This is a genomic window from Pantoea sp. X-Soil-ISGK-259 (genome assembly GCF_059730705.1).
This window is the reverse complement of sequence record NZ_AP035986.1, coordinates 1,884,243-1,906,626: the sequence shown is the minus strand read 5'-3', so window position 1 is coordinate 1,906,626 and position 22,384 is coordinate 1,884,243. Positions and strand designations below refer to the sequence as shown.

The following is a 22,384-nucleotide window of genomic DNA, read 5'->3' as shown; positions in this document are numbered from 1 at the left end:
ATGATTAATGTAAAAAATCTCAACCTCAGCTTTGGCGATGAAGGCGCGCGGAATCAGGTGCTGTTCGACGTAAATCTGCAGGTTAATCAGGGTGAAATCTTCGGGCTGGTCGGTGAATCTGGCTCGGGCAAAACCACGGTGCTGAAGTGTCTGGCGGGGCTGTTCACTCACTGGCAGGGAGAGCTGATGATTGATGGTCAGCCACTGGCGCATCACATCGTTCGGGCGCGCTGTCGGCAGGTGCAGATGGTGTTTCAGGACCCTTACGGTTCGCTGCATCCGCGTCACACGCTGGGCGACATTCTGGAAGAGCCGTTGCAGATTCAGGGTATCGGGCAGCGTCAGCAGCGGGTCGTGGCGATGCTGGATAAAGTCGGATTGAACCGTGCCTGGCAGACGCGTTATCCCCACCAGCTATCCGGTGGTCAGCGTCAGCGCGTGGCAATTGCCAGGGCGCTGATTCTGGAGCCACGCGTGCTGCTGCTGGATGAGCCGACCTCCGCACTGGATGTTTCGGTGCAGGCAGAGATCCTGAATCTGCTCAGCGATCTGCAGCAGCAGGAGAACCTGACTTATCTGATGGTGACGCACGATCTTGGCGTGGTGGCGCATCTCTGCCATCGCGTAGCCGTCATGCAACAGGGCAAAGTGCTGGAGACGCTGGATGTGCCGACGCTGGTGGCCGATCGCGCCGCAATGCCCTATACGCGGATGCTGGTGGAAGCGAGTCGCCACAATCATGCGGCGCTGGCGCAGCCGGGCTGAATATCAGCGGGTATCTGAAAAGAATCAAAAAAGGCCGGCTGGACCGGCCCTGTGATATCGAATGCGTTAGTGGGTCAGCTGACGCACAAAGGCAACGATCTCCTGGTTTTTGCCATGCTCAAACAGGCACTGCTGGAAACGCGGGCCGCTGACGGCGGTGCGAACCAGTTCAGGATCGATGGCACGCAGGGTATCAAGGTAGTTCTCTTTGATCACCGCAGCCTTGACCTGATTCAGCAGACCGGCGTTTCGCACCTGCGGCTCTTTGCGCTCTGGCGGATAGCCATTGCCCTTCTCGCCCGTGAACGCTTTTTCAAAGATAAAGCGCAGGTTCAGCTCAGCGCCCCAGCCAAAACCTTTAGCAAATGGCAGAGATAAGGCATTGCCGTTGTTGATTTGAGCGAACAGGTAAGCATCCGCCGGATCGATACAGTAGCCACAGACCACGCCCGGATGGATGTTAAGCGACATCAGCGCGCCCTGGCCGGTGCCACAGCCCGCAACGACAAAATCCACTGCCTGGCTGTTAAGCAGCACGCTGGCCTGGATGCCGAGGTGAATGTAGGTCAGATGATGATCCTGCTCATCGCTCATCCCGACGTTGAAGACCTGATGGCCCAGCGGCTGCGCGACGCCTTCCAGTTCTTTCAGCACGGTAACGTTTTTAGCGGCCTGACTGTTTTCCATCATTAACGCGATTTTCATGATCTACCCTCGTAAAATAAATGAAACACCGTTTCATTTTAGAGAAAAACCATTAAAGTGCATGGATTAATTCACCCTGGTGCTGTGAGGCCCATCACAAAACGGCCATTGCAGCGCCCACGACTGCTTGAGGACAATGATGTTTATCTACCACAAAGAGCGACCACTGGAAGATCTGGGTAACGGCGTGACCCGCCGCGTACTGGCACATGGCGGCACAATGATGGCAGTTGAAGTGCGTTTTGAAAAAGACGCCATCGGTCCGCTACATCATCATCCCCATGAGCAGCTGACCTATGTGCTGAGCGGACGCTTTGCCTTCACCATCAACAGTGAAACCCGGGAAGTTGGCGCTGGGGACACACTCTATAAAGCACCCAATGTGGTTCATGGCTGTGTCTGTCTTGAGGCTGGCGTGCTGCTGGATACCTTTACGCCACAGCGCGAAGATTTCCTGACCACGCAATAGTGCAGGCGGCCCGGCGGGCCGCCTCATGAACTGCCGCATGAATGCCCATTTTGCCTGCACGAAAAATTTGACTTAAAACGCGTACAATTTTTCCACCATTCCCTTCCCAGCTAACTGAATGATTCACCACAGTTTCCCCTCAGGCCGCGCTGCGCTTAGCTTCCTGTAAAAAATCATTCGGGCTCACTTCTGTACAAAATGAAGATCGTTGTATAAGTTTAATGACAACGCCAGTTCGTTTTTTAACCCGTAAAAGGATAATAATATGCCGATGCAAAACACCCTTACCTTGCCGCTGAATCACAACGCGCCGGTTAATAGTGAGTTCCGTTCATCCTTTGCTGCATCTGAGCAGGATAAACTTAATTTTCTAATCGAAGAGTTACTGGAAGCGGGCAAGGAAAAAAGCTGTATGGAGTTACTGCGTCATCTGGCCTCTGCGGACAGTGCTGAAGAAGAAGCCTGTTGCCGTGAACTGCTGACGTTGCTGATGGCCCAAAAATGAAGTCTGTGGCTGGCTGTTCAGCACAGATTCAACACCGGGCATTACCACGAAAACCCGCCTGACCGTATTTCCCCGTTCAGGCGCGTCACCTCTGCTGAAAAGCTGCCGCTTTTTTGCACCGTAATTTACACCGACGCGAATATTGATAGCTGATAGCTGATATACGTGTACGACCTTGTTAAACCGACCCGACGACTCTCATTGCTTCTCTTTCAACTCTTTTGTTAGCCTTAATCTTCCCGATTTATTATCAGGTTCCACAGGCGTGCTATGACCATGACCTCTTTCTCCGCCACGCTGCATCTGCTGTGTGGAAAAATAGCGTCCGGGAAATCGACGCTGGCAGCACAGCTGGGTGCTGCGCCCGGTTACGTAGTGATCAGCGAAGATCAGTGGCTGGCCGCACTCTATAAGGATGAGATGCAATCGGTGGCTGATTACGTGCGTGTTGCGGCAAAGCTCAGGAAGGCGATGACGCCGCATCTGGTCGCATTGCTTAACGCAGGCGTATCGGTTGTGCTCGATTTTCCGGCCAACACCCGGGGGAATCGTGACTGGATGCGCTCGGTGATTGAGGCATCCTCTGCCGACCATCGCATGCATTACCTGGATGTGCCGGACGCGCTGTGTAAAGCGCGTCTGCACGCCCGTAATCAGAGCGGCGAACACGCCTTTGCCGCCACGGACGAGCAGTTCACGCTGATTACCCGCTATTTTGAACCGCCGCAGGAGGAGGAAGGCTTTAACCTGGTGCGGCACAGTTAACATCTTCTGCAAATTTACGAGAGATCGAGTGCCGCAAGCACCTCAGCAATCTGCTGGTTATCCGCATCAGAGAGTGGCAACAGCGGACGCGGCAGGCAGTCGCGTGCCGTCAGTCCCAGCAGACCTGCTGCGGCATTCATCACCCTGAAGCTGCCGCCGTGCTGGCGGAACAGCGACCACAAAGGCTGCAGGCGCTCCGACTGCGCCCTGACGCTCTCATGATCACCTGCTGCTGCTGCGTCGGTCATTGCTTTCGCGACACGTGGGAACAGCCCACCGCACACGGAATACCAGCCATCACAGCCTGCAATCAACGCATTGGCAGCAGACGCGTCGCCGCTGATGCCAACCGACACGGAAGCAGGCAGTATGTCGCGCAGTTGGGCCAGGCGATCATTTGCTGCCGATTGCGCCGCCGGAACACCGGGAATTTTTACCGACCCGATACCGGGAAGTGAGGCAATCCGGCTCAGTAACGCATCGGAGAACGTAAAATGGGTGGTGCGCGGATTGTCATAAATGCAGACTGGCACCGAGGCGTGTCGCGTCACGGTTTCAAACAGCGTAAACACCTCATCTTCTTTCAACGTCTGATACCCCAGCGGTGGCAGCAGTAAAGCGGCTGCGCCCGCCTGCTGCGCATCCTCTGCCAGCGCCAGCACCTCATCAGTATTTATCGCGCCAATGCAGATCATCACTGGAATCGCCTCCGCATTTTCAACGGCCCGCTCAGCAATGCGCCTGCGCTGTGCCCGTGTCAGCCAGGCGTAGCTGCCGGTGGACCCCAGCACGCCCAGAGAATCGACTTTTGCCTCCGTCAGCCTGCGCAGGATCCGAAGAAAGGCCGCTTCATCGGGTTTGCCATCGGCAAAAGGAGTAAGGGGAAAGGCACTGAGTCCGCTGAACATACGCTTTGCTCCATCATGAGACTGTTCGGGCTGGTTATCACCTGTACAGTCATATTTCGTCACTGGCCGAAGCATGGCTTTGCCCCGCCCGCTATTTTTGCGCTACAGCCCTTTTTGATCTTACCCAAAGGAAATAGCGATGATTGCCGTACTGTTTGAAGCCGAGGCACGACCCGAACATCAGATGCGCTACCTGCAACTCTACGTACGTTTTTCGACATCACCGTTGCCTGATGCCTCCACGCCACCTCGGTCCTGAACCTCTTTGCCCCCAGCATCGCTGACCTCTGGTCACGCCAGAATCTCCGTTTTAGACGGTAACACGCATATGAAATCTGTCACAATTCCGCAAACTTATCTCACGCACGTTAACACGAGCAGAAAAACAGCCATCCGCTTCAACTTGCTGAATAAAATAGGTTTTATATGATAACCCCCAGAAATCATGTTCCCCACACATCAATCAATGCCTTTTTTGCACTTATTTAGCGACGGGCGCTGATCCACTCTTCAGTAACAGGCGCGGCAAAAAGCGTCAAACCTTACTGGAGTTACTGATGCAAACGACCTCACCCATGACTCATCGCGCCAGGATTGGCGCCATATTTCGTGTTACCTCCGGCAATTTCCTCGAACAGTTCGATTTCTTCCTGTTTGGTTTCTATGCCACTTACATCGCCCATACCTTTTTCCCGGCCAGCAGTGAGTTCGCCTCACTGATGATGACCTTTGCCGTGTTCGGCGCAGGATTCCTGATGCGCCCGATTGGCGCAGTGGTACTGGGAGCGTACATTGATAAGGTCGGTCGCCGTAAGGGCCTGATTGTCACGCTCTCCATCATGGCGGCAGGCACCTTTATGATCGTGCTGATCCCCTCCTACCAGAGCATTGGCCTGTGGGCGCCGATGCTGGTGCTGATCGGTCGGTTGTTACAGGGCTTCTCCGCCGGAGCAGAGCTGGGCGGCGTGTCGGTCTATCTGGCGGAGATCGCTACGCCGGGCCGCAAGGGCTTCTACACCAGCTGGCAGTCGGGTAGCCAGCAGGTCGCCATTATGGTGGCGGCGGCGATGGGCTTTATCCTCAACGCCGTGCTGGAAGAGAGCGCCATCCGTGAATGGGGCTGGCGTATTCCGTTCCTGTTTGGCTGTCTGATTGTGCCGTTTATCTTCATATTGCGTCGCAAACTTGAAGAGACACAGGCGTTCAACAACCGTCGCAGCCATCCCGATGTGAAGCAGGTGTTCCGCATCCTGCTGGCTAACTGGCAGGTGGTGATTGCCGGGATGCTGATGGTGGCGATGACCACCACGGCGTTTTACCTGATTACGGTTTATGCGCCGACCTTTGGCAAAAAAGTGCTGCTGCTCAGCGCCTCTGACAGCCTGCTGGTGACCTTGCTGGTAGCAGTGTCGAACTTTATCTGGCTGCCGATTGGCGGCGCGATCTCCGACCGCTTTGGCCGTAAGCCTGTACTGGTCGCCATGACACTGCTGGCGATCGTCACCACCTATCCGGCCCTGAGCATGCTGGTGGCGGCACCAGGCTTTTCGATGATGCTGGGTGTACTGCTGTGGCTGTCGATGATCTACGGGCTCTACAACGGCGCGATGATCCCGGCGCTGACCGAAATTATGCCCGCGGAAGTCCGTGTTGCGGGCTTCTCACTGGCCTACAGCCTGGCAACAGCGCTGTTCGGTGGTTTTACCCCGGTGATGTCAACCGGCCTGATTGAGATGACCGGCGATAAAGCCTCGCCAGGTTACTGGATGAGTTTTGCGGCAGTTTGCGCTCTGGGCGCGACACTCTACCTCTATCGTCGTACCCGCAGTGCCGTCACGCCTGCCCATGAAACTGTTAGCTGAGGAACGGAAGATGAAACTGAAAACGATGTCACTTTATGCTGCCCTGCTGTTTAGCGTGGCAGGCAGCGCCACGGCGCAGGCAAAAGAACTGACGGTAATGATCTCCGGCGGGTTTAAAGCGGCGTGGGATACGCTGTCGCCACAATTCGCAAAACAGGAAGGGATCACCATCAACACCGTTGCTGGTCCGTCAATGGGTAAAACACCGCAAGCCATTCCAGCCCGGCTGGCACGCGGTGAACCGGCTGATGTGGTCATCATGGTTGGCGATGCGCTAAGCAATCTGCAAAAAGAGGGCGCGACGCTGCCAGGCTCACGGGTTGAACTGGCGGACTCCCGCATTGGCGCCGTCATTAAAAAGGGTGCCACACCCATTAAAATCGGCAGCGAAAGTGAGTTGCGTACTGCCCTGCTGAATGCCTCTTCCATCGCCTATTCTGACAGCGCCAGCGGCAAATATGTCAGCAGTCAGCTGTTCAAACGGCTGGGCATTGAGGATCAGGTTAAAGGCAAGGCGGTAGAAGTTGAACGCATCCCGGTCGCTTCCCAGGTTGCTGAAGGTAAATACGCCATCGGGTTTCAGCAGGTCAGTGAGCTGTTGCCTGTTTCAGGCGTAACCTTCATTGGTGAACTGCCGGACAAGCTGCAATACACCACTCGTTTTGCCGGTGCCGTGGTGCGCAGGTCAGCACAGCCAGATGAGGCAGCGAAGCTGCTGCACTGGCTCGCCTCGCCCGAGGCTCAGCAGGCTGTCCACGCCAGCGGCCTGCACACCGTGAAAGCGTCAAAACCGGTTAAAGTCGCTGATACTGTTCAATGATCAGGTTCTCCAGTTCGCTGGCGATATGTGACAGTATCCGGCCATTTTTGCGCAGCAGGCCCACAGTGCGTTTCACCGGTGGATCGGTTAACGGCACCGCCGTCAGCAGCGCGTGCTCGTAGCCAGGTAGCGACATGGCGGGGACGGCAGCAATGCCGAGCCCCGCCTCAACCATCCCCAGCATAGTTGTCACGTGCCGGGTTTCACAGACACAGGGCTTCTCCGGCATAACAGCCTGTAACGCCTGATCGAGCAGGTTACGGTTGCCGGAGGTTTTATCCAGCCCAATCCATTCATGCTGATAAAACGCCTGCCAGCTCAGGCTCTTTTTGCCTGCTATCGGATGGTCTCGCCTGCAGGCCGCCACGTACGGGTCATCCATCAGCGGCTGAAAATGCACATCCGGCTGCGAGCGGCTGGAAAAACTGATGCCGAAGTCAGCCTGCCCGCCAATCACCGCGTCATAGACGTTAGCCGCACTGCTGTCGATCAGTTTCACGCGTACGCGGGGATAGCGCACCTGAAACAGCCGGATGATGTTGGGCATGAAATAGTAGGCCGCTGACGGCACGCAGGCCACAGTAATCAGTCCGGTGCGGGCTAAGCTCACCTCACTCAGATCGGCCATGACCTCTTCAAAATCGGCCAGCAGCTTTTCCGAACGCTGAGCAAACGCATGCCCTTTCAGCGTCAGCGTGACGCGGCGTGTGGTCCGCTCAAACAGCTTAATACCCAGCGTGGTTTCCAGCTTATCGATGCGGCGGCTTAGCGCCGACTGTGAAAGGCAGATCGATTCCGCCGCCAGGCGAAAATTACCAAACTCCACCAGCGCGCGAAAGGCGTAGAGATCGTTGAGATCGAAATTAACCGGCATGGTTTTCTCTTCCCTTAACCTGCATCAGACTTTTGTTCATCATTTTCATCGCCTTCCGTTTGACCAAAGTCGGACACGAATCTGCTGAGCAGTTGTTCCAGCGTTTCACGATCGCTTTCCGGCCAGTGCCGGAAGACACGCTGATAAACCTGCACACGTTGCGCATCGATTTTATCCGTCATCGCTCTGCCATCCAAGGTGATTGCTGCCTCGTTAATTCTTTTGTCCTGCCGGTTTTTCTGCCGCCGGACCAGTCCGGTCTCTTCCAGTTTCGCGACCTGACGACTGACCGTGCTGTAGTCACGCCCTACCCGATCGGCCAGTTCACCCACGCCGATCGGCCCGAACCGGCTGACCTGCACCAGAAGCGGAAAAAGCGCCCGATCGAGGTCGATACCCGCCGCTTTAATCATCGCTACATCGCGCTGGGGCCGGTTAAGCGCGCCAGCAATCGTCAGCAGACAATTGTGCAGCGCATCGTATTTATGTGTATTTTGCACACTTTTCATTGACGCCATCCAGAGGCAGGAATAATGTGTGTACTTTACACTTAATTGCTTATTATTAGAAGGACAGCAACCTATGAAAGCAGCCATCATTCGTCAGGCCGGTCAGAAACCACACTATGGGGATTTCCCCACTCCTCAGCCCGCTGAAAACCAACTGCTGGTTCGCGTGAAAGCCGCCGCCATGAGCCAGCTGGTCAAAGCACGGGCGGCAGGCACGCATTACAGCGCCACTGCGCCCTATCCTCTGGTGCCAGGCATTGACGGCACCGGTTACCTCGAAAACGGCGATGCCGTTTACTTTCTGACCTTTGGTACCGCGTCGGGCAGCATGGCGGAAAGTGTGGTGGTCAATGCCCGCTGCGTCATTCCGCTTCCTCCAGCGCTGGACCCCGTGGTCGCCGCCGCGCTTGCCAATCCAGGCATGTCTTCATGGGCCGCACTCACCCGCCGGGCTGAACTGCGCAAAGGGGAAACCGTGTTGATTAACGGCGCAACCGGCACATCCGGCCGCCTGGCGATTCGCATCGCCCGCAGTCTTGGCGCGGGCAAAATTATTGCGACCGGCCGGAACCCGGAGATACTGCAGCAACTGCTTAATGAGGGCGCAGACAGCGTCGTGACACTGGATGCTATGGCCGCTGAACTTCCTGCCCTGATGGCAGACGGCATTGATGTGGTGCTGGATTATCTCTGGGGTGAGAGCGCGCTGGCGATCATGGAAGCGGCGGTGCGAGGCGGTGATCATGTCGTTCGCTTCGTTCAGATTGGCTCACTCAGCGCACAGGAGATTCCTTTGCACAGTCATTTGCTGCGTGCATCCGGGCTGACACTGATGGGGAGTGGTCTGGGCAGCGTATCCAACGCAGACCTGATTGACTCACTGGCAGAACTACTACAGGCTGCCGGGCAGCACGGCTTTTCGGTGCCTTTTAAACCACGGCCTCTTTCTGAGGTGGATACAGCATGGGATGAAGATGACAGCCGCTGTCGAACAGTGTTTACGCTGTAGTCTCCCGCGGCATCAACAGCGCGGGCCTGCCTGTCGGACAAGCCGCCACTAACCTTCGGACGGCATCGGATGCAGAAAACGGTCAGGATAATCGGGCGTGAGAGCATGCTGCTCGCTATAGCGGCCAAACAGCTTATAGCGGTTTAACGCGATGCGGTCGTAAGCCGCGTTATTGATCACGTCCGGAAAGTGACGCAGCACCGCCAGCCCGCGCCAGGGTGCTGGCAGGTGCTGCATAACACGGAAAACCGCCTGCGCCCGCAGCCAGTGCTGATTACCGTCAATGTAGACAAGGGTGGTGATATTCTCCTCCGGCAGTCCGGCCCAGCGCAGCAGCGCTTTGCCCTGCTCGCTCTGCACCGAGGCAAAACGGACCTGCCGCGCCAGATGGTGGCGCAGCAGAAACTGAACCCAACCGTTACACAGCTTACAGACGCCATCATAAAGCACGGCGCTTTCACCGGTTTGCAGATACGGGGGCGACGACATCCTGCAACTCCTCACTCCTCTGATGATGAGCTGAAGTGTAGCGGGTTCTGGTCAGTTGCTGTTGCAGCCAGTGGATAACGGCAGCGTGATCCTGGGCGCAGGCATCCACCTCAAACAACGGCCCCAGCGTCATTGGCCTGGCCTGTTGTGCCAGCTGATGAAGTTCAGGCAGGTACTCAGCGCCTGGATGCCCCGGCAGTCGCTGGGTCAGTCGCGCCTGATAGCGCGCCACCGCCACCTCCGGTTCAATCTTCAGCCACAGCTCAAGCACCTCTTCGACGCCCGCCTGTTGCAGTCCCTGCTCCAGCAGCGCGCGCGGCTGAAAACCAAACCAGGCATCGATCAGCCAGACCTGACTGGCGGGTGCCTGTTCGACGATGTTCCAGATCGCCTGATAGGCCGCGCAGCCCAGTTGCCGGTTACGCTGCCGATCGACCGGCGCAAAAGCGTGCATAAAAGGCTCTTTCAGGCTGTCCAGCGTCAGCATAGGCCAGCCAAAGTGTTGTGATAGCGCGTGCGTCAGGGTGCTCTTACCCGATGCCGGAATGCCGTTAACCAGCACCACGCGTTTAGGGGGGATGTTTTGTGTCATAGGATATCAATAACCTCCGCGACACTGCTGGCCCGACGTAAACGGACCAGCGTCTCCTCATCCTCCAGCAGCGACACAATCGCGCGGATCCCCTCTTCAATGTGGGCGTTGCTGTCGCGCGCGCCAAACATAATCACAATGTCCGCTTTATCACTGCCCTCAAACGAGATCGGTTCATTCAGCAGGATCATACTGAAACAGTCGCGGATCACCCCCGCTTCCGGCCGTGCATGAGGAATGGCAATTCCCTCCTCAAACACATAATACGCCCCATGGGCCAGGGTGTTCGCGATCACCGCATCCGGATAGGTGGCATTGAGATAGCCGCCGCTAACCAGCGGTTCGGCGGCCAGCGCGATAACCTGACGCCAGTCCGTGGCGTCGATGCCAATCTGAATGGCGTTGGCCTCTTGCAATAACTGCTTAATCGTCATCAGCTCTCCTTAAATCGACTGGCGAACCACATTGCGTAATTCATCGATTTTGACAAACAGCGCATCAATTTCATTACGATAGCGACGGCTTTTCGCAAATAAACTTAATGCCCGGTTATATTCCAGCATTAATTGTTTTTGCGTTTCACCATCACGCGGATTAATTGCGAGCTGCTGCTCCAGTTGCGTTATTTTCTCGCGACTGACTTCCGCCAGATGATCCTGCTGCTGCTCGCTGGGTTGTTCCGCAGCCGGAGACTTTTTTAAGAATCCAAACATAGGCTCTCCTGCCCCCTATATGCCGGGGTGTCTCAGATTAATAGTGATGATAAAAACGTTTAACGCAATAATTCGGTGATGGCGACGCGGGTAATTAACGGAATAACTGCATCTTCTCTACCAGCACATTGGTCACTGCATCATTGGCGGGCACCAGGAAATTACGCACGCTGTCATTGACCTTGCCTTTCTCAAAGGTCGATTTGCACTGCGCCACCCACTGCACATTCATTTCGGTGCCGACATTGACCTTCTCAATCCCGCTGCTTACCGCCAGTCGCATATCTTCATCGCTGACGCCGGTGCCACCGTGCAGCACCAGTGGCGTGTGGGTTGCCGCCGTAATATCCGCCAGGCGCTGATGCTGAATATGCGCCTTCCCGGTGTAAAGGCCATGTACGGTGCCGATTGAGATTGCCAGCATATCAACGCCGGTCTCTTCAACGAAACGGCGTGCATCTTCCACCGGCGTAAACGCGATCGCCTCCATCTCCACACATTTACCATCTTCCGAACCGCCAATCGCACCCAGTTCCGCTTCAACTGAAACATTATGCGGACGCGCCATATCAATCACCCGGCGGGTATTGGCAATATTCTCTTCAATCGGCAGATGTGACCCGTCATACATCACGGAACTGAATCCGGCATCTATCGCCGTCTGAATCGCCGCTAAATCGGAACAGTGATCGAGATGCAAACAGGTCGGCACATTCATACTCTCCGACAGCGATTTAATGGCATCGACCAGCAACTTATGACCGAGATATTTCGCCGTGCCGGTGGAGATCTGAATCATTAAGGGACTGTTGGTCTTCTCTGCCGCTTTAAAATAAGCGGGCAACATTTCCAGGCAGTGAAGATTAAAAGAACCCACCGCTTTAAAGTCACGCTGTTTAGCCAGCTTTAACAGGTCGGCGAAATTATAAAGTTTCATGGATTTTTTCCTCTTGAGGTTTGGTGGATTTGCCGTTAACAAACCAGGCAAGCGCGGTAACAAAAGCAATAAACAGGGCGACGAACAGCCAGTTATTCTGGAAGGCGTGGCCGAGCACCAGGCCGGTACTGATGACGTCGGAGTCACTGAAGGTCACGCCGGTGAAGCCGTAGCTCTCCAGCATTGGCACCAGGATGGCGGGCAGAATGGTGATAAAGAGTCCGTGGACGAAGCCGCCGATCATCGCGCCGCGTCGTCCGCCCATGGCATTACCAAAGACCCCGGCGGTGCCCCCGGCAAAGAAGTTGGTCAGCAGTCCCGGCAGGATCATCGCCAGTCCAAACATCGGGAAGACGAGCATGCCAACGATGGAGCCGAGCGTGGTGGCGAGGAATCCGACAATCACCGCGTTCGGGGCGTAAGGAAACATCACCGGGCAGTCCAGCGCCGGTTTGGCATCGGGTACCACGCGCATGGCGATGCCCCGGAAGGCAGGCACCAGCTCGTTGAGCAGCAGGCGGACACCGCTGTAGAGCACAAAGACCCCGGCCACGAACTGAATCGACTGCATAAAGGCGTACATCAGGTAGTTCATGCCGTTGCTGTACTGGGCAATGAATGCCGGACCGGCCGCCACGGCGGGGATCAGGTACATCGGCACCATCACCAGCGCCATCGACAGATAGGTATCCTGCAGAAACTTAAAGTTATCGGGCAGCTTCAGGTCTTCGGTGGAGCGCGATCCTTTGCCCACCACTTTGGCGACCGCCGCCGTGACTAGATAGCCAATGGTGCAGAAGTGACCCAGCGCCACATCGTCGGAGTCGGTGATACGCCGCACCACCGGCTGTGCCAGTGCGGGCATCACGACCGCCATAATCCCGCCGAAGATGCCGCCGGTCAGGATCAGCGGCAGGCCAGTCAGCCCCGCTTTGTAGCCGATGACAGCGCCAATCGTCGCCATCCATAACAGGGCCTGGCCGGTCAGGAAGATGTACTTAAACGGTGTCAGCCGCGCGATGATGATATTGACGATAAAGATCACCAGCAGCGTCAGCGCCACTTCAGATCCCAGCTCACGGTTAGCCAGTCCGGCGATAGCGGCTACATCGGTGATATAACCGCGCATGCCAAAACCGTGGGTAAAAATGGTATTGAGGAACGTCAGCGTCCCCACAATAATATTGATACCCGCCATCATAATTAAAAAGCCGAGAAGGGTTTTAAAGGTGCCTTCCACCACCTTGCCTGCTGATTTCTTCTGCAGCAGCAGACCATTCAGCGCAATAAACGCGATCAGAATTGAGGCCTGCCCCAGCAGATCTTTTACCAGGAAGTCGATCACACTATTCATGGGCAGCGACCTTCTCGTTACGTTCTTTTAAAAAGGCCAGGATCTTCTGCTCTATTTCCACTTTATCGGTGAGCCGGTTAAGAATAATGACCCGTTTAATCTGCTCCGGACTGGCGTCGGCATTTAATACATCGGCAAAGGCTTTTTGCGTCAGGATCATATCTGACTTAAATGCATTCGCTTCTGAAATGGTGGTGTGATCGATATCGGCCTCAATTTCCAGTTTTTTTAATACTGCTTTTGCGCTCATCTCAATCGCAAAACTGGAGCCTAATCCACAACCACAGACACATAATATTTTCAGCATGGTTTTTCCTCACACTATATTGAGTTGTTTAGCGAGTTTGTAATGGTGCCCGTCAATATCGACCAGGCGTTTTTGCATGCTTATTAAATCAATCGGGATCGGTTTATTGCTGCCATTAATAATGACCGCTTTATTCCGCATGCCTGACTGAATACAACGCACCACTTCACTGGCCATAATGGTGCCCTGATAAATTTCTTCGCAGGTGGGATCACCATTGCGCAGTCCGTAACCGAGAATAGTTTTACGGATGCGTACGCCAATAAGCGGCTCAAGCTGTTTGATCAAGGTGTCGATCGCCCCCTGAAAACCGGGCGAATATTCACGGGTGTAGCCTTCTGAACAGAGGATGACCACGCTGTTCTGTTCGGCCAGCCGTCCGGTGATGCGCTGTGCCAGTTGTGGCAAAGGAATCTGGCACTCCGGAATCAGGGCGATATCCGCATTGGATTTAATCGCCGATTGCAGCGTTAATTCACCGCAATAGCCGCCGAGTAACTCCAGCATAAAAACCCGGCCCGGTAAGGCGCGGCCGGTATTACGCAGCTTTGCGACCTCTTTTAATACCTGCTCGCAGGCGGTAGAAAATCCCAGCGTGTAATCACTGCCGAAGACATCATTATCGATGGTCATACCGACGCCGAAACAATTAACGCCAGACTCCGACAGGATGTGGAGAAACTGCAGCGATCCGTCACCACCCGCCATGATTAATACGTCAATACGTGCGCTTTTCAGCTGGCGCGCAATTAAATCATATTCGCTGCGCACCAGTTTCTTTTCCGTCCTTCCGGACTGCATCACCGGAATCGGGGCGATGGCAAAGTCGAGCAGATCGCGCTGGCTGATATCACGATGGTTATTTGCCAGAAGGCCGGGAATGCCGCCGTCAAATATCACCATCTCAGCCTGCGCGAGACGCCCTATCTGGAAGACAAAGTTATTTATTCCGGTGACATCCCCGCCACTGATCACCATTCCAATGCGCATTTCCCTCACCCCGCTGACTTACTCTGCTGAGGGCCATTCTTCCGGTTCACGGCGTTGCTATTTGCAGAGGAGATCACAGTTACGCGCGGTATTTTTCGGTCAGGCGTGTTGACAGCAGTAGCTTAAGGCCTTTATTTGTGAGCAGAGTCACTCTATTCCAACTTATTACTTCACGGACGAATCAATACAAATCATCAGCTTAGGTTGCCGAACAGGTTTTTGATTTGGCCAACAGAATTACGAATGATCGGGCATAAAAATGGCATTGCGAATTTGTGACTTTCACCTCATTTTTCCCGGTTCTGGCCCGGTTCAGGCGATTAAAATAGTTTTTATCGGGAGGGCTGGATTATTCAGTGCACGTAAAAAAGGGAATATTTCAGGAGAGGCAGGAAAGGAAGAAAAATGAATCAGGGGCGCAGCGAGCTGCTGCGCCCCACACACTTATTTCGCGTAAGCTTCGGTAGACAGCGTCAGGGTGACGTCGTCGCTTACCGCCGGGACATATTTGTCCAGCCTGAAGTCAGAACGCTTGATGGTGCCGGTGGCATCAAAACCAATCGCCTGCTTCTTCACCATCGGATGCTCGCCCTGCTTGTTCAGCGTGGCGTGCAGCGTAACAGGCTTAGTGATCCCTTTCAGGGTCAGGTTACCTTCAACGTCAAATTTGTTGTCGCCCTTTGCAACCACTTTGGTGCTGTGGAAGGTCGCAGTTGGGTATTTGGCCGTGTCGAAATACTCAGCGCCTTTGAACTCTTTGGTCAGCGCCGCAACATGGCTGTCGATTTTGCTGACTGGCAGGGTTACGTCAACGCGTGATGCTTCCGGATGATCTTTATCAAACACCAGCGTACCGGTTGCATCCGGAATATCCGCGGTAGGATTTGAGAAGCCAAAATGGTTCCAGGCCACAATGACAGACGTATGCTCAGGATTCAGCTGGTAGTGCATCGCCTCAGCCTGAGATAACGGGGCGTAAAGGGTAGCAGCGGCTAACAGGGGCAGTGCGATACGTTTGAAGTTCTTCACAGTCAATTCCTTATCCGGACAAAAGTGAACTGAGTGTGGTTCAGTTAGCCCGGAATAGACAGTGAAGAGATTTGTCCGTAATTTTCAAATAAATTCAGCAACTTTATATCGGGCGCTATACATTTTCTCCCCCGGTAAACAGCACGCGCCAGCGGCGGCGATCCTGAATCAGTGTGCGGTGCAGCTGTTGCAGATCGGTAAGGGTCAGCGCCTCTATCTGCGCCGCATCCGGTTCTGCCAGACCATTTTCACGGCGTAACTGCGCCAGTGGCTGCGCCACTTCCCGGCTCAGCAGACGCGTTTTCAGTGCCACCAGGTCACACTCTGCCAGCGTCTCGTTAAGGGAACGCAGGAAGTTGCGGCAGTAGCGCAACAGTGACAGCGCGCTGTAATCGGGCGACTGCAGCGCAAACACTACGCCGTCTTCATCGGCACAGCGCATATAGCGGCTGTTAACGACATACCCTATAGGTTGTTCAACCCGATAGCGCTGGAAGAAACGCGGCTCGTAGATCAGCGCCAGCGCACGTAATGCCGCAAGCTGTTCAGGACGGTGCAGTGGAATAAACAGCAACAGCGCGTTATCCGTACTGGCGTGCAGCAGACGCGTCATGCCCGTTTGTGTGGTCATACGTTTTGGTGGCGTGTCAGGGTTAACCGGCAGCGACAGCGCGCTCAGCCGCCGGGCAATCAGCGAATGCAGCGCCGCGTTGCCGCCTTTAAGCGCCGCCCGCCAGCAATCCGGCGCAAAGGTCGCTGCCAGCTGATAAGGCAGCTGCTGCTGCAGCGCGCGGATTGCGATGCTTTCGACAGGTGACGGCAGGTTTGCCTCAACCGGCAGCGACAGTGCACAGACAATCTGGCTCAGCGCCTGATCAGTGACCGCCTCATCTGTCGTCAGCTGAAGCGTGAGCTGCCATACGCCCTCTACTTCCTGCCAGCAGCCGTTACCGCCCTGGTGACGCAGCGCAGCAAACAGCGGACGCAACCGCCGCCCCAGCGCTTCGCCCACCTCGGCGGTAAACGTTGAGTAAAACTCGGGTCGCAGAATCAGCACGGGGTTCGGGTTATCTGACTGATAATGCGGTAACGCCACCGACTCTTCGGGCAGAGGATCAGGCGTAATGGCGGCATCAAGCGGATAGAATGTGAAATTCACCGCGGGCAGCGCGTCAGGTGGTGCTGGCTGCCAGTGGGTCAGTGCCAGACTGTAACCCTGTGTGATGAGATTTTCTGCTGCCGGTTGCGGCGTACAGCAGAGCAGGGTGCCCGGCGCGGCATTAAGCCTCTCCAGCAACAGCAACAGTGCTGGCAGCGCTTCATCAGGCGCAAAGCCAACGGCGCGCTGACGGAGTTGCTCCATAGGTGACAACGTCACAAATCGTTGCTGAGCAAGCTGATGATAGTGCTGATGCTGTGCCTCACCGGTCTGGCTCAGTGCCTGCACGTAGCTATCAATCAGCGCATTCACGGTTTCTGGCATCTCAGTTTCGACGCCCAGCGCCAGCCAGAGCGCACCGCCCGCCTGATAGATCCACTTCAGCTCCAGCGTCTCCGCCAGCCCCTGCTCACGCAGCGTTGCCAGCAGCGATCCGGGCGCCTCATCCAGTAAAAATTCACGCCACAAAGTGACACCGTCACTGCTTTCAATCAGCCAGGTGCGCCATAATGCTGGCGAGGCGCTACCCGCCAGTTGCCAGCAGGTCTGGCTGTTCAGCTGCGGCGGGGGCAGATCCTGTTGCCACTGACCAGCAGGCAGCGCGCTGGCAAACTGACGTGCCAGCTGCTCCAGTTCATCCAGTGACTGCGGTCCCTGTAGCCAGAGCCGCATATTACTGGCGAAATAGTAACGCTGATGGAACTGACGCAGCGCCCGTTGCAGCGCAGACATCTCGTCGCCAAAGCTCGCCCGGCTGCCGATATGGAAGCGCTGAAATTCCGCAGGTGATTGCGCGGAATGCAGCAGTGCCGCTTCGATGCGGGATGGCTCATGGCGCTGCAACAGCTGATACTCGGCGTCAATCACCGCCACTTCCTGCGCGATGGCCTGATTATCCAGCAGCGGAGAGACGAGCATATCCTGAAGTCGGGCCAGCCCGTCAGCCAGCAACGACGGCGTCACCTCAAAGAAAAACGCGCTGCGCCGGGCCAGCGTGGTGGCGTTGACCTTCCCGCCCTGGGTCTGAATCCAGCTCATCAGCCGGCCCTCATCAGGCCAGCCGCTGCTGCCGGTGAACAGCAGATGCTCCAGCAGATGCGCCAGTCCGGGCCAGCGTTCTGGCTCATCGTGGCTCCCTGCACCCACCTGAATCAGGGCAGCGGCCTGGCTGGCATCTGCCTGATGCACCAGTTCAATCATCAGACCGTTTATCACCAGGCCGCGCGTTTTCATCAGAGGTTCCGTGTTTTGTAGATCAGTTGCGAGTTGCTGCGGTTACGGAACTGCAGCTGACCAATTTTAATGTCGCTGCAATCCGCCTCACGCCGGGCTTCAAGGATTTTGCCGTGATGCGGCGATTTGCTGCAGACCGGATCGGTGTTGTCGGCATTGCCGGTCAGCATGAAAGCCTGACAGCGACAGCCGCCAAAATCTTTCTCTTTCTCATCACAGGAGCGGCACGGCTCCGGCATCCAGTCGAAACCGCGATAACGGTTAAAGCCAAACGAGTTATACCAGATATCGTCCAGGCTTTGCGTCAATACAGAGGGAAATTCCACCGGCAGCTGGCGCGCACTGTGACACGGCAGCGCCGTGCCCTCTGGCGTCACGCTGAGGAAGATAGCGCCCCAGCCACCCATGCAGGGCTTGGGTCGCTCTTCGTAGTAGTCTGGCGTCACAAACAGCAGGTTGGTCAGATTGCCGGTGGTGCTCATCCGCTCACGGTAGGTTTTCACCACGGCTTCCGCACGGGCGATCTGCTCACGTGTCGGCAGCAGACCTTCACGGTTAAGCTGCGCCCAGCCGTAGAACTGACAGGTCGCCAGTTCAACGTCATCTGCCTCCAGCTCAATACAGAGGTCAATGATTTTATCGATCTGATCGATGTTATGACGATGCAGCACGAAGTTCAGCACCATCGGATAGCCGTGGGCTTTCACCGCTTTCGCCATCTCCAGCTTCTGCTGAAACGCTTTTTTCGATCCCGCCAGCGCCGCATTCAGGGTTTCGTCACTCGCCTGGAAGCTGATCTGGATATGATCCAGACCCGCTTCGCTGAACGCATCCAGCTTCTTCTCGGTCAGGCCAATGCCGGAGGTGATCAGGTTGGTATAGAAGCCAAGGTCGCGCGCCGCCTTGATCAGCTCAGGCAGATCTTTTCGCACCAGCGGCTCGCCGCCGGAAAATCCGAGCTGAACGCTGCCCATCGCGCGCGCCTGACGAAAGACTTCGATCCACTGCTCAGTCGTCAGCTCCTTCTCCTGCTGGGCGAAATCCAGCGGGTTAGAGCAGTAGGGACACTGCAGCGGACAGCGATAGGTCAGCTCTGCCAGCAGCCAGAGCGGCGGATTCACACCAGGTTTATGCGGGGTCACGGAACTGTATCCACTTCTGTTCATAGGCTGACTGCAGGAATTCTAAGACGTCCGGACCCACGCCGCCCGCTTCCGGAAAACGGTTATCCAGGGTCGCGATAATCGCGGCGATATTCTGTTTGCCATCCACCAGCTCAAGAATGGCGGCGGCGGTTTCGTTCAGCTTTGCCATGCCTTCAGGATAAAGCACCACGTGCGTATCCTGAGCAGCTTCCCACTGCATACGGTAGCCGCGACGAAAGGCGGCAATCGAGTTTTCATTCATCTGTTATACCAGTCGGGTGGTGTGCCACGCCGCCTTGTCTGTGACGGTGTGATAAGGCGGACGTTTCAGCTCGTAAGCCATGGTCATGGCGTCCAGCATGCTCCATAAAATATCGAGCTTAAACTGCAAAATTTCCAGCATCCGGTTCTGCGTTTCAGCGGTAGTGAAGTACTCCAGCGCCAGCGCCAGACCATGCTCCACATCGCGGTTCGCCTGACCCAGGCGGCTGCGGAAGTAGAAATAGCCCTCTTCTTTGATCCACGGATAGTGCTGCGGCCAGCTCTCAAGCCGTGACTGGTGGATCTGCGGAGCGAACAGTTCGGTGAGCGAGCTGCAGGCCGCCTCCTGCCAGTTGGCGCGGCGGGCGAAGTTAATGTAAGCATCCACCGCAAAACGCACGCCCGGCAGCACATGCTGCTCTGACAAGAGTTCTTCGCGCGTCAGACCGACCGCCTCGCCCAGCCGCAGCCAGGCCTCAATGCCGCCCTCTTCGCCATTGCTGCCGTCGTGGTCAAGGATGCGCTGAACCCATTTGCGGCGGGTCGCCGGATCGGGACAGTTAGCCATGATCGCCGCATCTTTTAGCGGAATGGTGGTCTGGTAATAGAAGCGGTTTGCCACCCAGCCCTGAATCTGCTCGCGCGTGGCCTGACCGTTATGCATCGCAATGTGATACGGGTGATGGATATGGTAGTAAGCGCCTTTGTCGCGCAGGGCCTGTTCAAAAGCCTGTGGTGACAGCGTGTCAGTGATCTGCATGATTTAGCCCTGAAGGTGGATCGCCATCCCGTCCCAGCTCACCTCTATTCCCTGCTCCGTCAGAAACTGACGCTGCGGTGACTGCTCGTTAAGGATCGGATTGGTGTTGTTAATGTGGATCAGAATTTTGCGTCTGGCCGGCAGAGACGCCAGCAACGCCATCAGTCCCTGCTCTTCCGCCAGCGCCAGATGGCCCATCGCCTTGCCGGTGTTGTGACCCACGCCGGTAGCCAGCAGCTCATCATCCTGCCAGACGGTGCCATCAATCAGCAGGCAATCCGCTTTTTGCAGCCACGGTAATATCACCGCATCGGGCTCGCCCAGACCGGGTGCGTAGAGCAGCGTCTGGCCATTCGCCCGGTTTTCAATAAACAGCGCCACGTTGTGGCCGGCAAGCGGCCTGTCGCGGAAGGGCGAGTAAGGCGGTGCATTGCTGATAATGGGAATCGCCGTGAACTGCAGATCTGTGCAGACATCGACGCTGAACGGCGTCAGTGGCGCAATCGGCCGGTGCTGTAAGCCGCCATTCCAGTGGGTGAGCATCGGAAAGATCGGGAAGCCGGTGCTGAGGTCAGCATGCACTTCCGGCGTACACCACACCTGATGCGGGCAGCCTTCACGCAGGCTCAGTAGCCCGGTGGTGTGATCGATCTGGCTGTCGGTGAGGATAATCCCCCCAATCGCCGTGCCGCGCAGCACGCCCTGGCGGGTCAGTTCTGGCGTATGCAGGATCTGCTGGCTGATATCGGGTGAAGCGTTGCATAGCACCCAGTCTTCGCCGTTATCGCTCAGGATAATTGACGATTGCGTGCGTGCCTGGGCCTGAATCGTGCCATTACGCACGCCGTGGCAGTTGGCGCAGTTACAATTCCACTGCGGAAATCCGCCACCCGCGGCGGAACCGAGGATTTTGATAAACATAGAGGAAAACCAGAAGTTGAAAAAAAATGCCCGCTCAGAGGGCGGGCAGAACGATTAACGGTTGGAGATGTACAGAGTGACTTCCAGACCGAGACGCATATCAACGAAAGTTGGTTTTTTCCACATGAGTTACTTCCTCTTGGTTAACAGTAAAAAAGCTGTCTGAAATCAGCGTGACCGGCAATGAATGAGACGGCCGTCACAATTTCCAGGCAGATGTTGCGCCAATGGCGCGTCGGGATCAAGTCCGGAACGTAAGGAAATTGTTATCACAGCCCGGTCAGTTGTAAAACCCGCTGCCAGTTTCCCCATGCCAGTTTCTCAGTCAGTGTCTGATCATAGCCTGCTTCCTGAAATGCAGCGAGCAATCGCGGCATTCCGCTGACATCGCCCAGCGCTGCTGGCGGGGTAATTCCGTCGAAATCGGAGCCAAACGCCACATGTTCGCTGCCCATTATCTTCAGGAGGTGATCACAATGCTTAACAATTTCTGTTAATGGCGTGTCAGCGTCGCGTTTACCGTCGGCACGCAGAAACGCATTGCCGAAATTAATGCCGACCAGACCGCCACTGTCGCGGATCGCCAGCAGCTGGTCATCGGTCAGATTGCGCGGCTGCGGACAGAGGGCGTGCGCGTTGGAGTGGCTGGCGACCAGCGGCGCGCGGGAAAGCCGGGCGGTTTCCCGGAACGTCTTCATGTTCATGTGCGACACGTCGATCATCATCTTCAGCTCACCCGCCTGCTGAATCAGCCTTTCGCCGGCGGCGGTCAGGCCCGGTCCGGTGTCGGGCGAGCCGGGAAAACTGCCGCTGACGCCTTCACCAAAGCGACTGCGCAGATTCCAGAATGGCCCGATGCTGCGCACCCCCGCCTGCCAGAAGGCGTGCAGCTGTTCGCCCTCCTCGTCCAGCGCATCAGCACCTTCAATGTGAGCCACCATCGCCAGTACACCGTCGGCGCGACAGGCAATAATATCTTCACTGCTACGGCAGAGTCGCGCCCGCCCGCCTGACGCATCGGCCAGCTGCTGCAGGATCTCAAGCTGTTGCCACATGATCTCCAGCGGGCGATACGGCTCATCGGCCCGAACCGGAACGGTGCGGGCGATATATTCCTGCGGCGGCACAAAGATCGCAAACAGCCCGCCACCCATTCCGCCCTGCTGAATGCGCGGAAAGTCGAGATGCCCCCGCTCAATACCCTGATAAAACGCCTGCGCGGGCGCATCACGATGATGCAGCCAGAGGTTAAGCAACAGATCGTTGTGACCGTCAAAAATCAGCATAAGCGTCCACCCAGTTA

At 56.1% G+C, this 22,384-nt stretch carries 27 protein-coding genes; 7 read left to right on the top strand and 20 right to left on the bottom strand.

Going from position 1 to position 22,384, the window contains the following annotated elements; all coding sequences use genetic code 11:
* A complete protein-coding gene (locus AC6I77_RS08910; protein WP_033762966.1) occupies positions 1-765 on the top strand; it encodes an ABC transporter ATP-binding protein in 765 nt (254 codons plus the stop codon).
* 66 nt (positions 766-831) lie between these two features.
* Here the strand turns inward: AC6I77_RS08910 and AC6I77_RS08905 are convergent, their stop codons facing one another.
* Positions 832-1,470 carry an RpiB/LacA/LacB family sugar-phosphate isomerase gene (locus tag AC6I77_RS08905; RefSeq protein WP_003853539.1) on the bottom strand — a complete coding sequence of 213 codons (639 nt, stop codon included), beginning with the start codon at positions 1,468-1,470 and terminating at the stop codon, positions 832-834.
* A gap of 139 nt (positions 1,471-1,609) precedes the next feature.
* Here AC6I77_RS08905 and AC6I77_RS08900 point away from each other — a divergent pair, with 139 nt between their 5' ends.
* The 3 genes from AC6I77_RS08900 to AC6I77_RS08890 all read left to right on the top strand — a co-directional run bounded on the left by AC6I77_RS08900 (position 1,610) and on the right by AC6I77_RS08890 (position 3,209).
* The gene (locus AC6I77_RS08900; RefSeq protein WP_110411418.1) at positions 1,610-1,939 is read left to right on the top strand and encodes a cupin domain-containing protein; all 330 of its coding nucleotides are present in this window, start codon (positions 1,610-1,612) and stop codon (positions 1,937-1,939) included.
* Positions 1,940-2,204: 265 nt separating this feature from the next.
* A complete protein-coding gene (locus AC6I77_RS08895; RefSeq protein WP_008925164.1) occupies positions 2,205-2,444 on the top strand; it encodes a hypothetical protein in 240 nt (79 codons plus the stop codon).
* Between the two features lie 270 nt (positions 2,445-2,714).
* Complete coding sequence (locus AC6I77_RS08890) at positions 2,715-3,209, top strand: P-loop nucleotide/nucleoside kinase family protein (protein WP_008925163.1); 495 nt, start codon at positions 2,715-2,717, stop codon at positions 3,207-3,209.
* 14 nt (positions 3,210-3,223) lie between these two features.
* On the opposite strand, the gene AC6I77_RS08885 is transcribed toward AC6I77_RS08890, so the two are convergent.
* A complete protein-coding gene (locus AC6I77_RS08885) occupies positions 3,224-4,117 on the bottom strand; it encodes a dihydrodipicolinate synthase family protein (protein WP_008925162.1) in 894 nt (297 codons plus the stop codon).
* A 554-nt stretch (positions 4,118-4,671) separates the two neighbouring features.
* Here AC6I77_RS08885 and AC6I77_RS08880 point away from each other — a divergent pair.
* Together AC6I77_RS08880 and AC6I77_RS08875 are read left to right on the top strand one after the other, a co-directional pair.
* Positions 4,672-5,979, top strand: coding sequence for an MFS transporter (locus AC6I77_RS08880; protein WP_497817219.1), 1,308 nt, complete (start codon positions 4,672-4,674; stop codon positions 5,977-5,979).
* Between the two features lie 10 nt (positions 5,980-5,989).
* On the top strand, positions 5,990-6,799 hold the full coding sequence (locus AC6I77_RS08875) for a molybdate ABC transporter substrate-binding protein (protein ID WP_003853528.1): 810 nt from the start codon (positions 5,990-5,992) through the stop codon (positions 6,797-6,799).
* On the opposite strand, the gene psrA is transcribed toward AC6I77_RS08875, so the two are convergent.
* Both psrA and AC6I77_RS08865 read right to left on the bottom strand, forming a co-directional pair.
* Positions 6,774-7,673, bottom strand: coding sequence for an L-proline-binding transcription factor PsrA (gene psrA / locus AC6I77_RS08870; protein WP_003853527.1), 900 nt, complete (start codon positions 7,671-7,673; stop codon positions 6,774-6,776). The genes AC6I77_RS08875 and psrA overlap by 26 nt on opposite strands.
* 14 nt (positions 7,674-7,687) lie before the next feature.
* Positions 7,688-8,182, bottom strand: coding sequence for a MarR family winged helix-turn-helix transcriptional regulator (locus tag AC6I77_RS08865; RefSeq protein WP_105099195.1), 495 nt, complete (start codon positions 8,180-8,182; stop codon positions 7,688-7,690).
* A 73-nt stretch (positions 8,183-8,255) separates the two neighbouring features.
* On the opposite strand from AC6I77_RS08865, the gene AC6I77_RS08860 reads away from it, so the two are divergent.
* Positions 8,256-9,191, top strand: a complete 936-nt coding sequence (locus AC6I77_RS08860) for a quinone oxidoreductase family protein (protein WP_008925159.1) — start codon at positions 8,256-8,258, stop codon at positions 9,189-9,191.
* Positions 9,192-9,239: 48 nt separating this feature from the next.
* Here the strand turns inward: AC6I77_RS08860 and AC6I77_RS08855 are convergent, their stop codons facing one another.
* From AC6I77_RS08855 to AC6I77_RS08780, 16 genes are all read right to left on the bottom strand, one after another.
* A complete protein-coding gene (locus AC6I77_RS08855) occupies positions 9,240-9,680 on the bottom strand; it encodes a thiol-disulfide oxidoreductase DCC family protein (RefSeq protein ID WP_182629777.1) in 441 nt (146 codons plus the stop codon).
* Positions 9,649-10,272, bottom strand: coding sequence for a P-loop nucleotide/nucleoside kinase family protein (locus AC6I77_RS08850; protein WP_497816825.1), 624 nt, complete (start codon positions 10,270-10,272; stop codon positions 9,649-9,651). The genes AC6I77_RS08855 and AC6I77_RS08850 overlap by 32 nt, the downstream gene beginning before the upstream one ends.
* Positions 10,269-10,706, bottom strand: a complete 438-nt coding sequence (locus tag AC6I77_RS08845) for a PTS sugar transporter subunit IIA (RefSeq protein ID WP_003853514.1) — start codon at positions 10,704-10,706, stop codon at positions 10,269-10,271. The genes AC6I77_RS08850 and AC6I77_RS08845 overlap by 4 nt, the downstream gene beginning before the upstream one ends.
* Positions 10,707-10,715: 9 nt before the next feature.
* A complete protein-coding gene (locus AC6I77_RS08840) occupies positions 10,716-10,985 on the bottom strand; it encodes a hypothetical protein (protein WP_003853512.1) in 270 nt (89 codons plus the stop codon).
* A gap of 94 nt (positions 10,986-11,079) precedes the next feature.
* Positions 11,080-11,922 (bottom strand): class II fructose-bisphosphate aldolase, encoded by an 843-nt coding sequence (locus tag AC6I77_RS08835; RefSeq protein WP_003853511.1) that lies wholly within the window; start codon positions 11,920-11,922, stop codon positions 11,080-11,082.
* A complete protein-coding gene (locus AC6I77_RS08830; protein ID WP_497816824.1) occupies positions 11,909-13,276 on the bottom strand; it encodes a PTS sugar transporter subunit IIC in 1,368 nt (455 codons plus the stop codon). The genes AC6I77_RS08835 and AC6I77_RS08830 overlap by 14 nt, the downstream gene beginning before the upstream one ends.
* On the bottom strand, positions 13,269-13,583 hold the full coding sequence (locus AC6I77_RS08825; RefSeq protein WP_003853506.1) for a PTS sugar transporter subunit IIB: 315 nt from the start codon (positions 13,581-13,583) through the stop codon (positions 13,269-13,271). Before AC6I77_RS08825 ends, AC6I77_RS08830 begins: the two co-directional genes overlap by 8 nt.
* A 9-nt stretch (positions 13,584-13,592) precedes the next feature.
* Complete coding sequence (locus AC6I77_RS08820; RefSeq protein WP_008925154.1) at positions 13,593-14,573, bottom strand: 6-phosphofructokinase; 981 nt, start codon at positions 14,571-14,573, stop codon at positions 13,593-13,595.
* A 444-nt stretch (positions 14,574-15,017) separates the two neighbouring features.
* Positions 15,018-15,602, bottom strand: a complete 585-nt coding sequence (locus AC6I77_RS08815; protein ID WP_003853502.1) for a YceI family protein — start codon at positions 15,600-15,602, stop codon at positions 15,018-15,020.
* Positions 15,603-15,717: 115 nt separating this feature from the next.
* Complete coding sequence (gene pqqF / locus AC6I77_RS08810) at positions 15,718-17,994, bottom strand: pyrroloquinoline quinone biosynthesis protein PqqF (RefSeq protein ID WP_140033464.1); 2,277 nt, start codon at positions 17,992-17,994, stop codon at positions 15,718-15,720.
* Positions 17,994-19,160, bottom strand: coding sequence for a pyrroloquinoline quinone biosynthesis protein PqqE (gene pqqE, locus AC6I77_RS08805; protein ID WP_003853499.1), 1,167 nt, complete (start codon positions 19,158-19,160; stop codon positions 17,994-17,996). Before pqqE ends, pqqF begins: the two co-directional genes overlap by 1 nt.
* Entirely contained in the window at positions 19,123-19,401 is a 279-nt protein-coding gene (gene pqqD, locus AC6I77_RS08800) for a pyrroloquinoline quinone biosynthesis peptide chaperone PqqD (RefSeq protein WP_003853497.1), read from the bottom strand. The genes pqqE and pqqD overlap by 38 nt, the downstream gene beginning before the upstream one ends.
* Positions 19,402-19,404: 3 nt before the next feature.
* A complete protein-coding gene (pqqC, locus tag AC6I77_RS08795) occupies positions 19,405-20,160 on the bottom strand; it encodes a pyrroloquinoline-quinone synthase PqqC (RefSeq protein ID WP_003853494.1) in 756 nt (251 codons plus the stop codon).
* A gap of 3 nt (positions 20,161-20,163) precedes the next feature.
* Positions 20,164-21,081, bottom strand: a complete 918-nt coding sequence (gene pqqB, locus AC6I77_RS08790) for a pyrroloquinoline quinone biosynthesis protein PqqB (protein ID WP_003853493.1) — start codon at positions 21,079-21,081, stop codon at positions 20,164-20,166.
* Positions 21,082-21,135: 54 nt separating this feature from the next.
* Positions 21,136-21,207: a pyrroloquinoline quinone precursor peptide PqqA gene (gene pqqA, locus AC6I77_RS08785; RefSeq protein ID WP_010245082.1), complete on the bottom strand. Its 72-nt coding sequence runs from the start codon at positions 21,205-21,207 to the stop codon at positions 21,136-21,138.
* Positions 21,208-21,350: 143 nt separating this feature from the next.
* The gene (locus tag AC6I77_RS08780; RefSeq protein ID WP_497816823.1) at positions 21,351-22,367 is read right to left on the bottom strand and encodes a dipeptidase; all 1,017 of its coding nucleotides are present in this window, start codon (positions 22,365-22,367) and stop codon (positions 21,351-21,353) included.
* Between the last annotated feature and the right edge of the window lie 17 nt (positions 22,368-22,384).

Coding starts and splice junctions, on each gene's coding strand:
- AC6I77_RS08910 (WP_033762966.1), top strand. CDS start 1: ATGATTAATGTAAAAAATCTCAACCTCAGCTTTGGCGATGAAGGCGCG.
- AC6I77_RS08905 (WP_003853539.1), bottom strand. CDS start 1,470: ATGAAAATCGCGTTAATGATGGAAAACAGTCAGGCCGCTAAAAACGTT.
- AC6I77_RS08900 (WP_110411418.1), top strand. CDS start 1,610: ATGTTTATCTACCACAAAGAGCGACCACTGGAAGATCTGGGTAACGGC.
- AC6I77_RS08895 (WP_008925164.1), top strand. CDS start 2,205: ATGCCGATGCAAAACACCCTTACCTTGCCGCTGAATCACAACGCGCCG.
- AC6I77_RS08890 (WP_008925163.1), top strand. CDS start 2,715: ATGACCATGACCTCTTTCTCCGCCACGCTGCATCTGCTGTGTGGAAAA.
- AC6I77_RS08885 (WP_008925162.1), bottom strand. CDS start 4,117: ATGTTCAGCGGACTCAGTGCCTTTCCCCTTACTCCTTTTGCCGATGGC.
- AC6I77_RS08875 (WP_003853528.1), top strand. CDS start 5,990: ATGAAACTGAAAACGATGTCACTTTATGCTGCCCTGCTGTTTAGCGTG.
- psrA (WP_003853527.1), bottom strand. CDS start 7,673: ATGCCGGTTAATTTCGATCTCAACGATCTCTACGCCTTTCGCGCGCTG.
- AC6I77_RS08865 (WP_105099195.1), bottom strand. CDS start 8,182: ATGAAAAGTGTGCAAAATACACATAAATACGATGCGCTGCACAATTGT.
- AC6I77_RS08860 (WP_008925159.1), top strand. CDS start 8,256: ATGAAAGCAGCCATCATTCGTCAGGCCGGTCAGAAACCACACTATGGG.
- AC6I77_RS08855 (WP_182629777.1), bottom strand. CDS start 9,680: ATGTCGTCGCCCCCGTATCTGCAAACCGGTGAAAGCGCCGTGCTTTAT.
- AC6I77_RS08850 (WP_497816825.1), bottom strand. CDS start 10,272: ATGACACAAAACATCCCCCCTAAACGCGTGGTGCTGGTTAACGGCATT.
- AC6I77_RS08845 (WP_003853514.1), bottom strand. CDS start 10,706: ATGACGATTAAGCAGTTATTGCAAGAGGCCAACGCCATTCAGATTGGC.
- AC6I77_RS08840 (WP_003853512.1), bottom strand. CDS start 10,985: ATGTTTGGATTCTTAAAAAAGTCTCCGGCTGCGGAACAACCCAGCGAG.
- AC6I77_RS08835 (WP_003853511.1), bottom strand. CDS start 11,922: ATGAAACTTTATAATTTCGCCGACCTGTTAAAGCTGGCTAAACAGCGT.
- AC6I77_RS08830 (WP_497816824.1), bottom strand. CDS start 13,276: ATGAATAGTGTGATCGACTTCCTGGTAAAAGATCTGCTGGGGCAGGCC.
- AC6I77_RS08825 (WP_003853506.1), bottom strand. CDS start 13,583: ATGCTGAAAATATTATGTGTCTGTGGTTGTGGATTAGGCTCCAGTTTT.
- AC6I77_RS08820 (WP_008925154.1), bottom strand. CDS start 14,573: ATGCGCATTGGAATGGTGATCAGTGGCGGGGATGTCACCGGAATAAAT.
- pqqF (WP_140033464.1), bottom strand. CDS start 17,994: ATGAAAACGCGCGGCCTGGTGATAAACGGTCTGATGATTGAACTGGTG.
- pqqE (WP_003853499.1), bottom strand. CDS start 19,160: ATGAACAGAAGTGGATACAGTTCCGTGACCCCGCATAAACCTGGTGTG.
- pqqD (WP_003853497.1), bottom strand. CDS start 19,401: ATGAATGAAAACTCGATTGCCGCCTTTCGTCGCGGCTACCGTATGCAG.
- pqqC (WP_003853494.1), bottom strand. CDS start 20,160: ATGCAGATCACTGACACGCTGTCACCACAGGCTTTTGAACAGGCCCTG.
- pqqB (WP_003853493.1), bottom strand. CDS start 21,081: ATGTTTATCAAAATCCTCGGTTCCGCCGCGGGTGGCGGATTTCCGCAG.
- AC6I77_RS08780 (WP_497816823.1), bottom strand. CDS start 22,367: ATGCTGATTTTTGACGGTCACAACGATCTGTTGCTTAACCTCTGGCTG.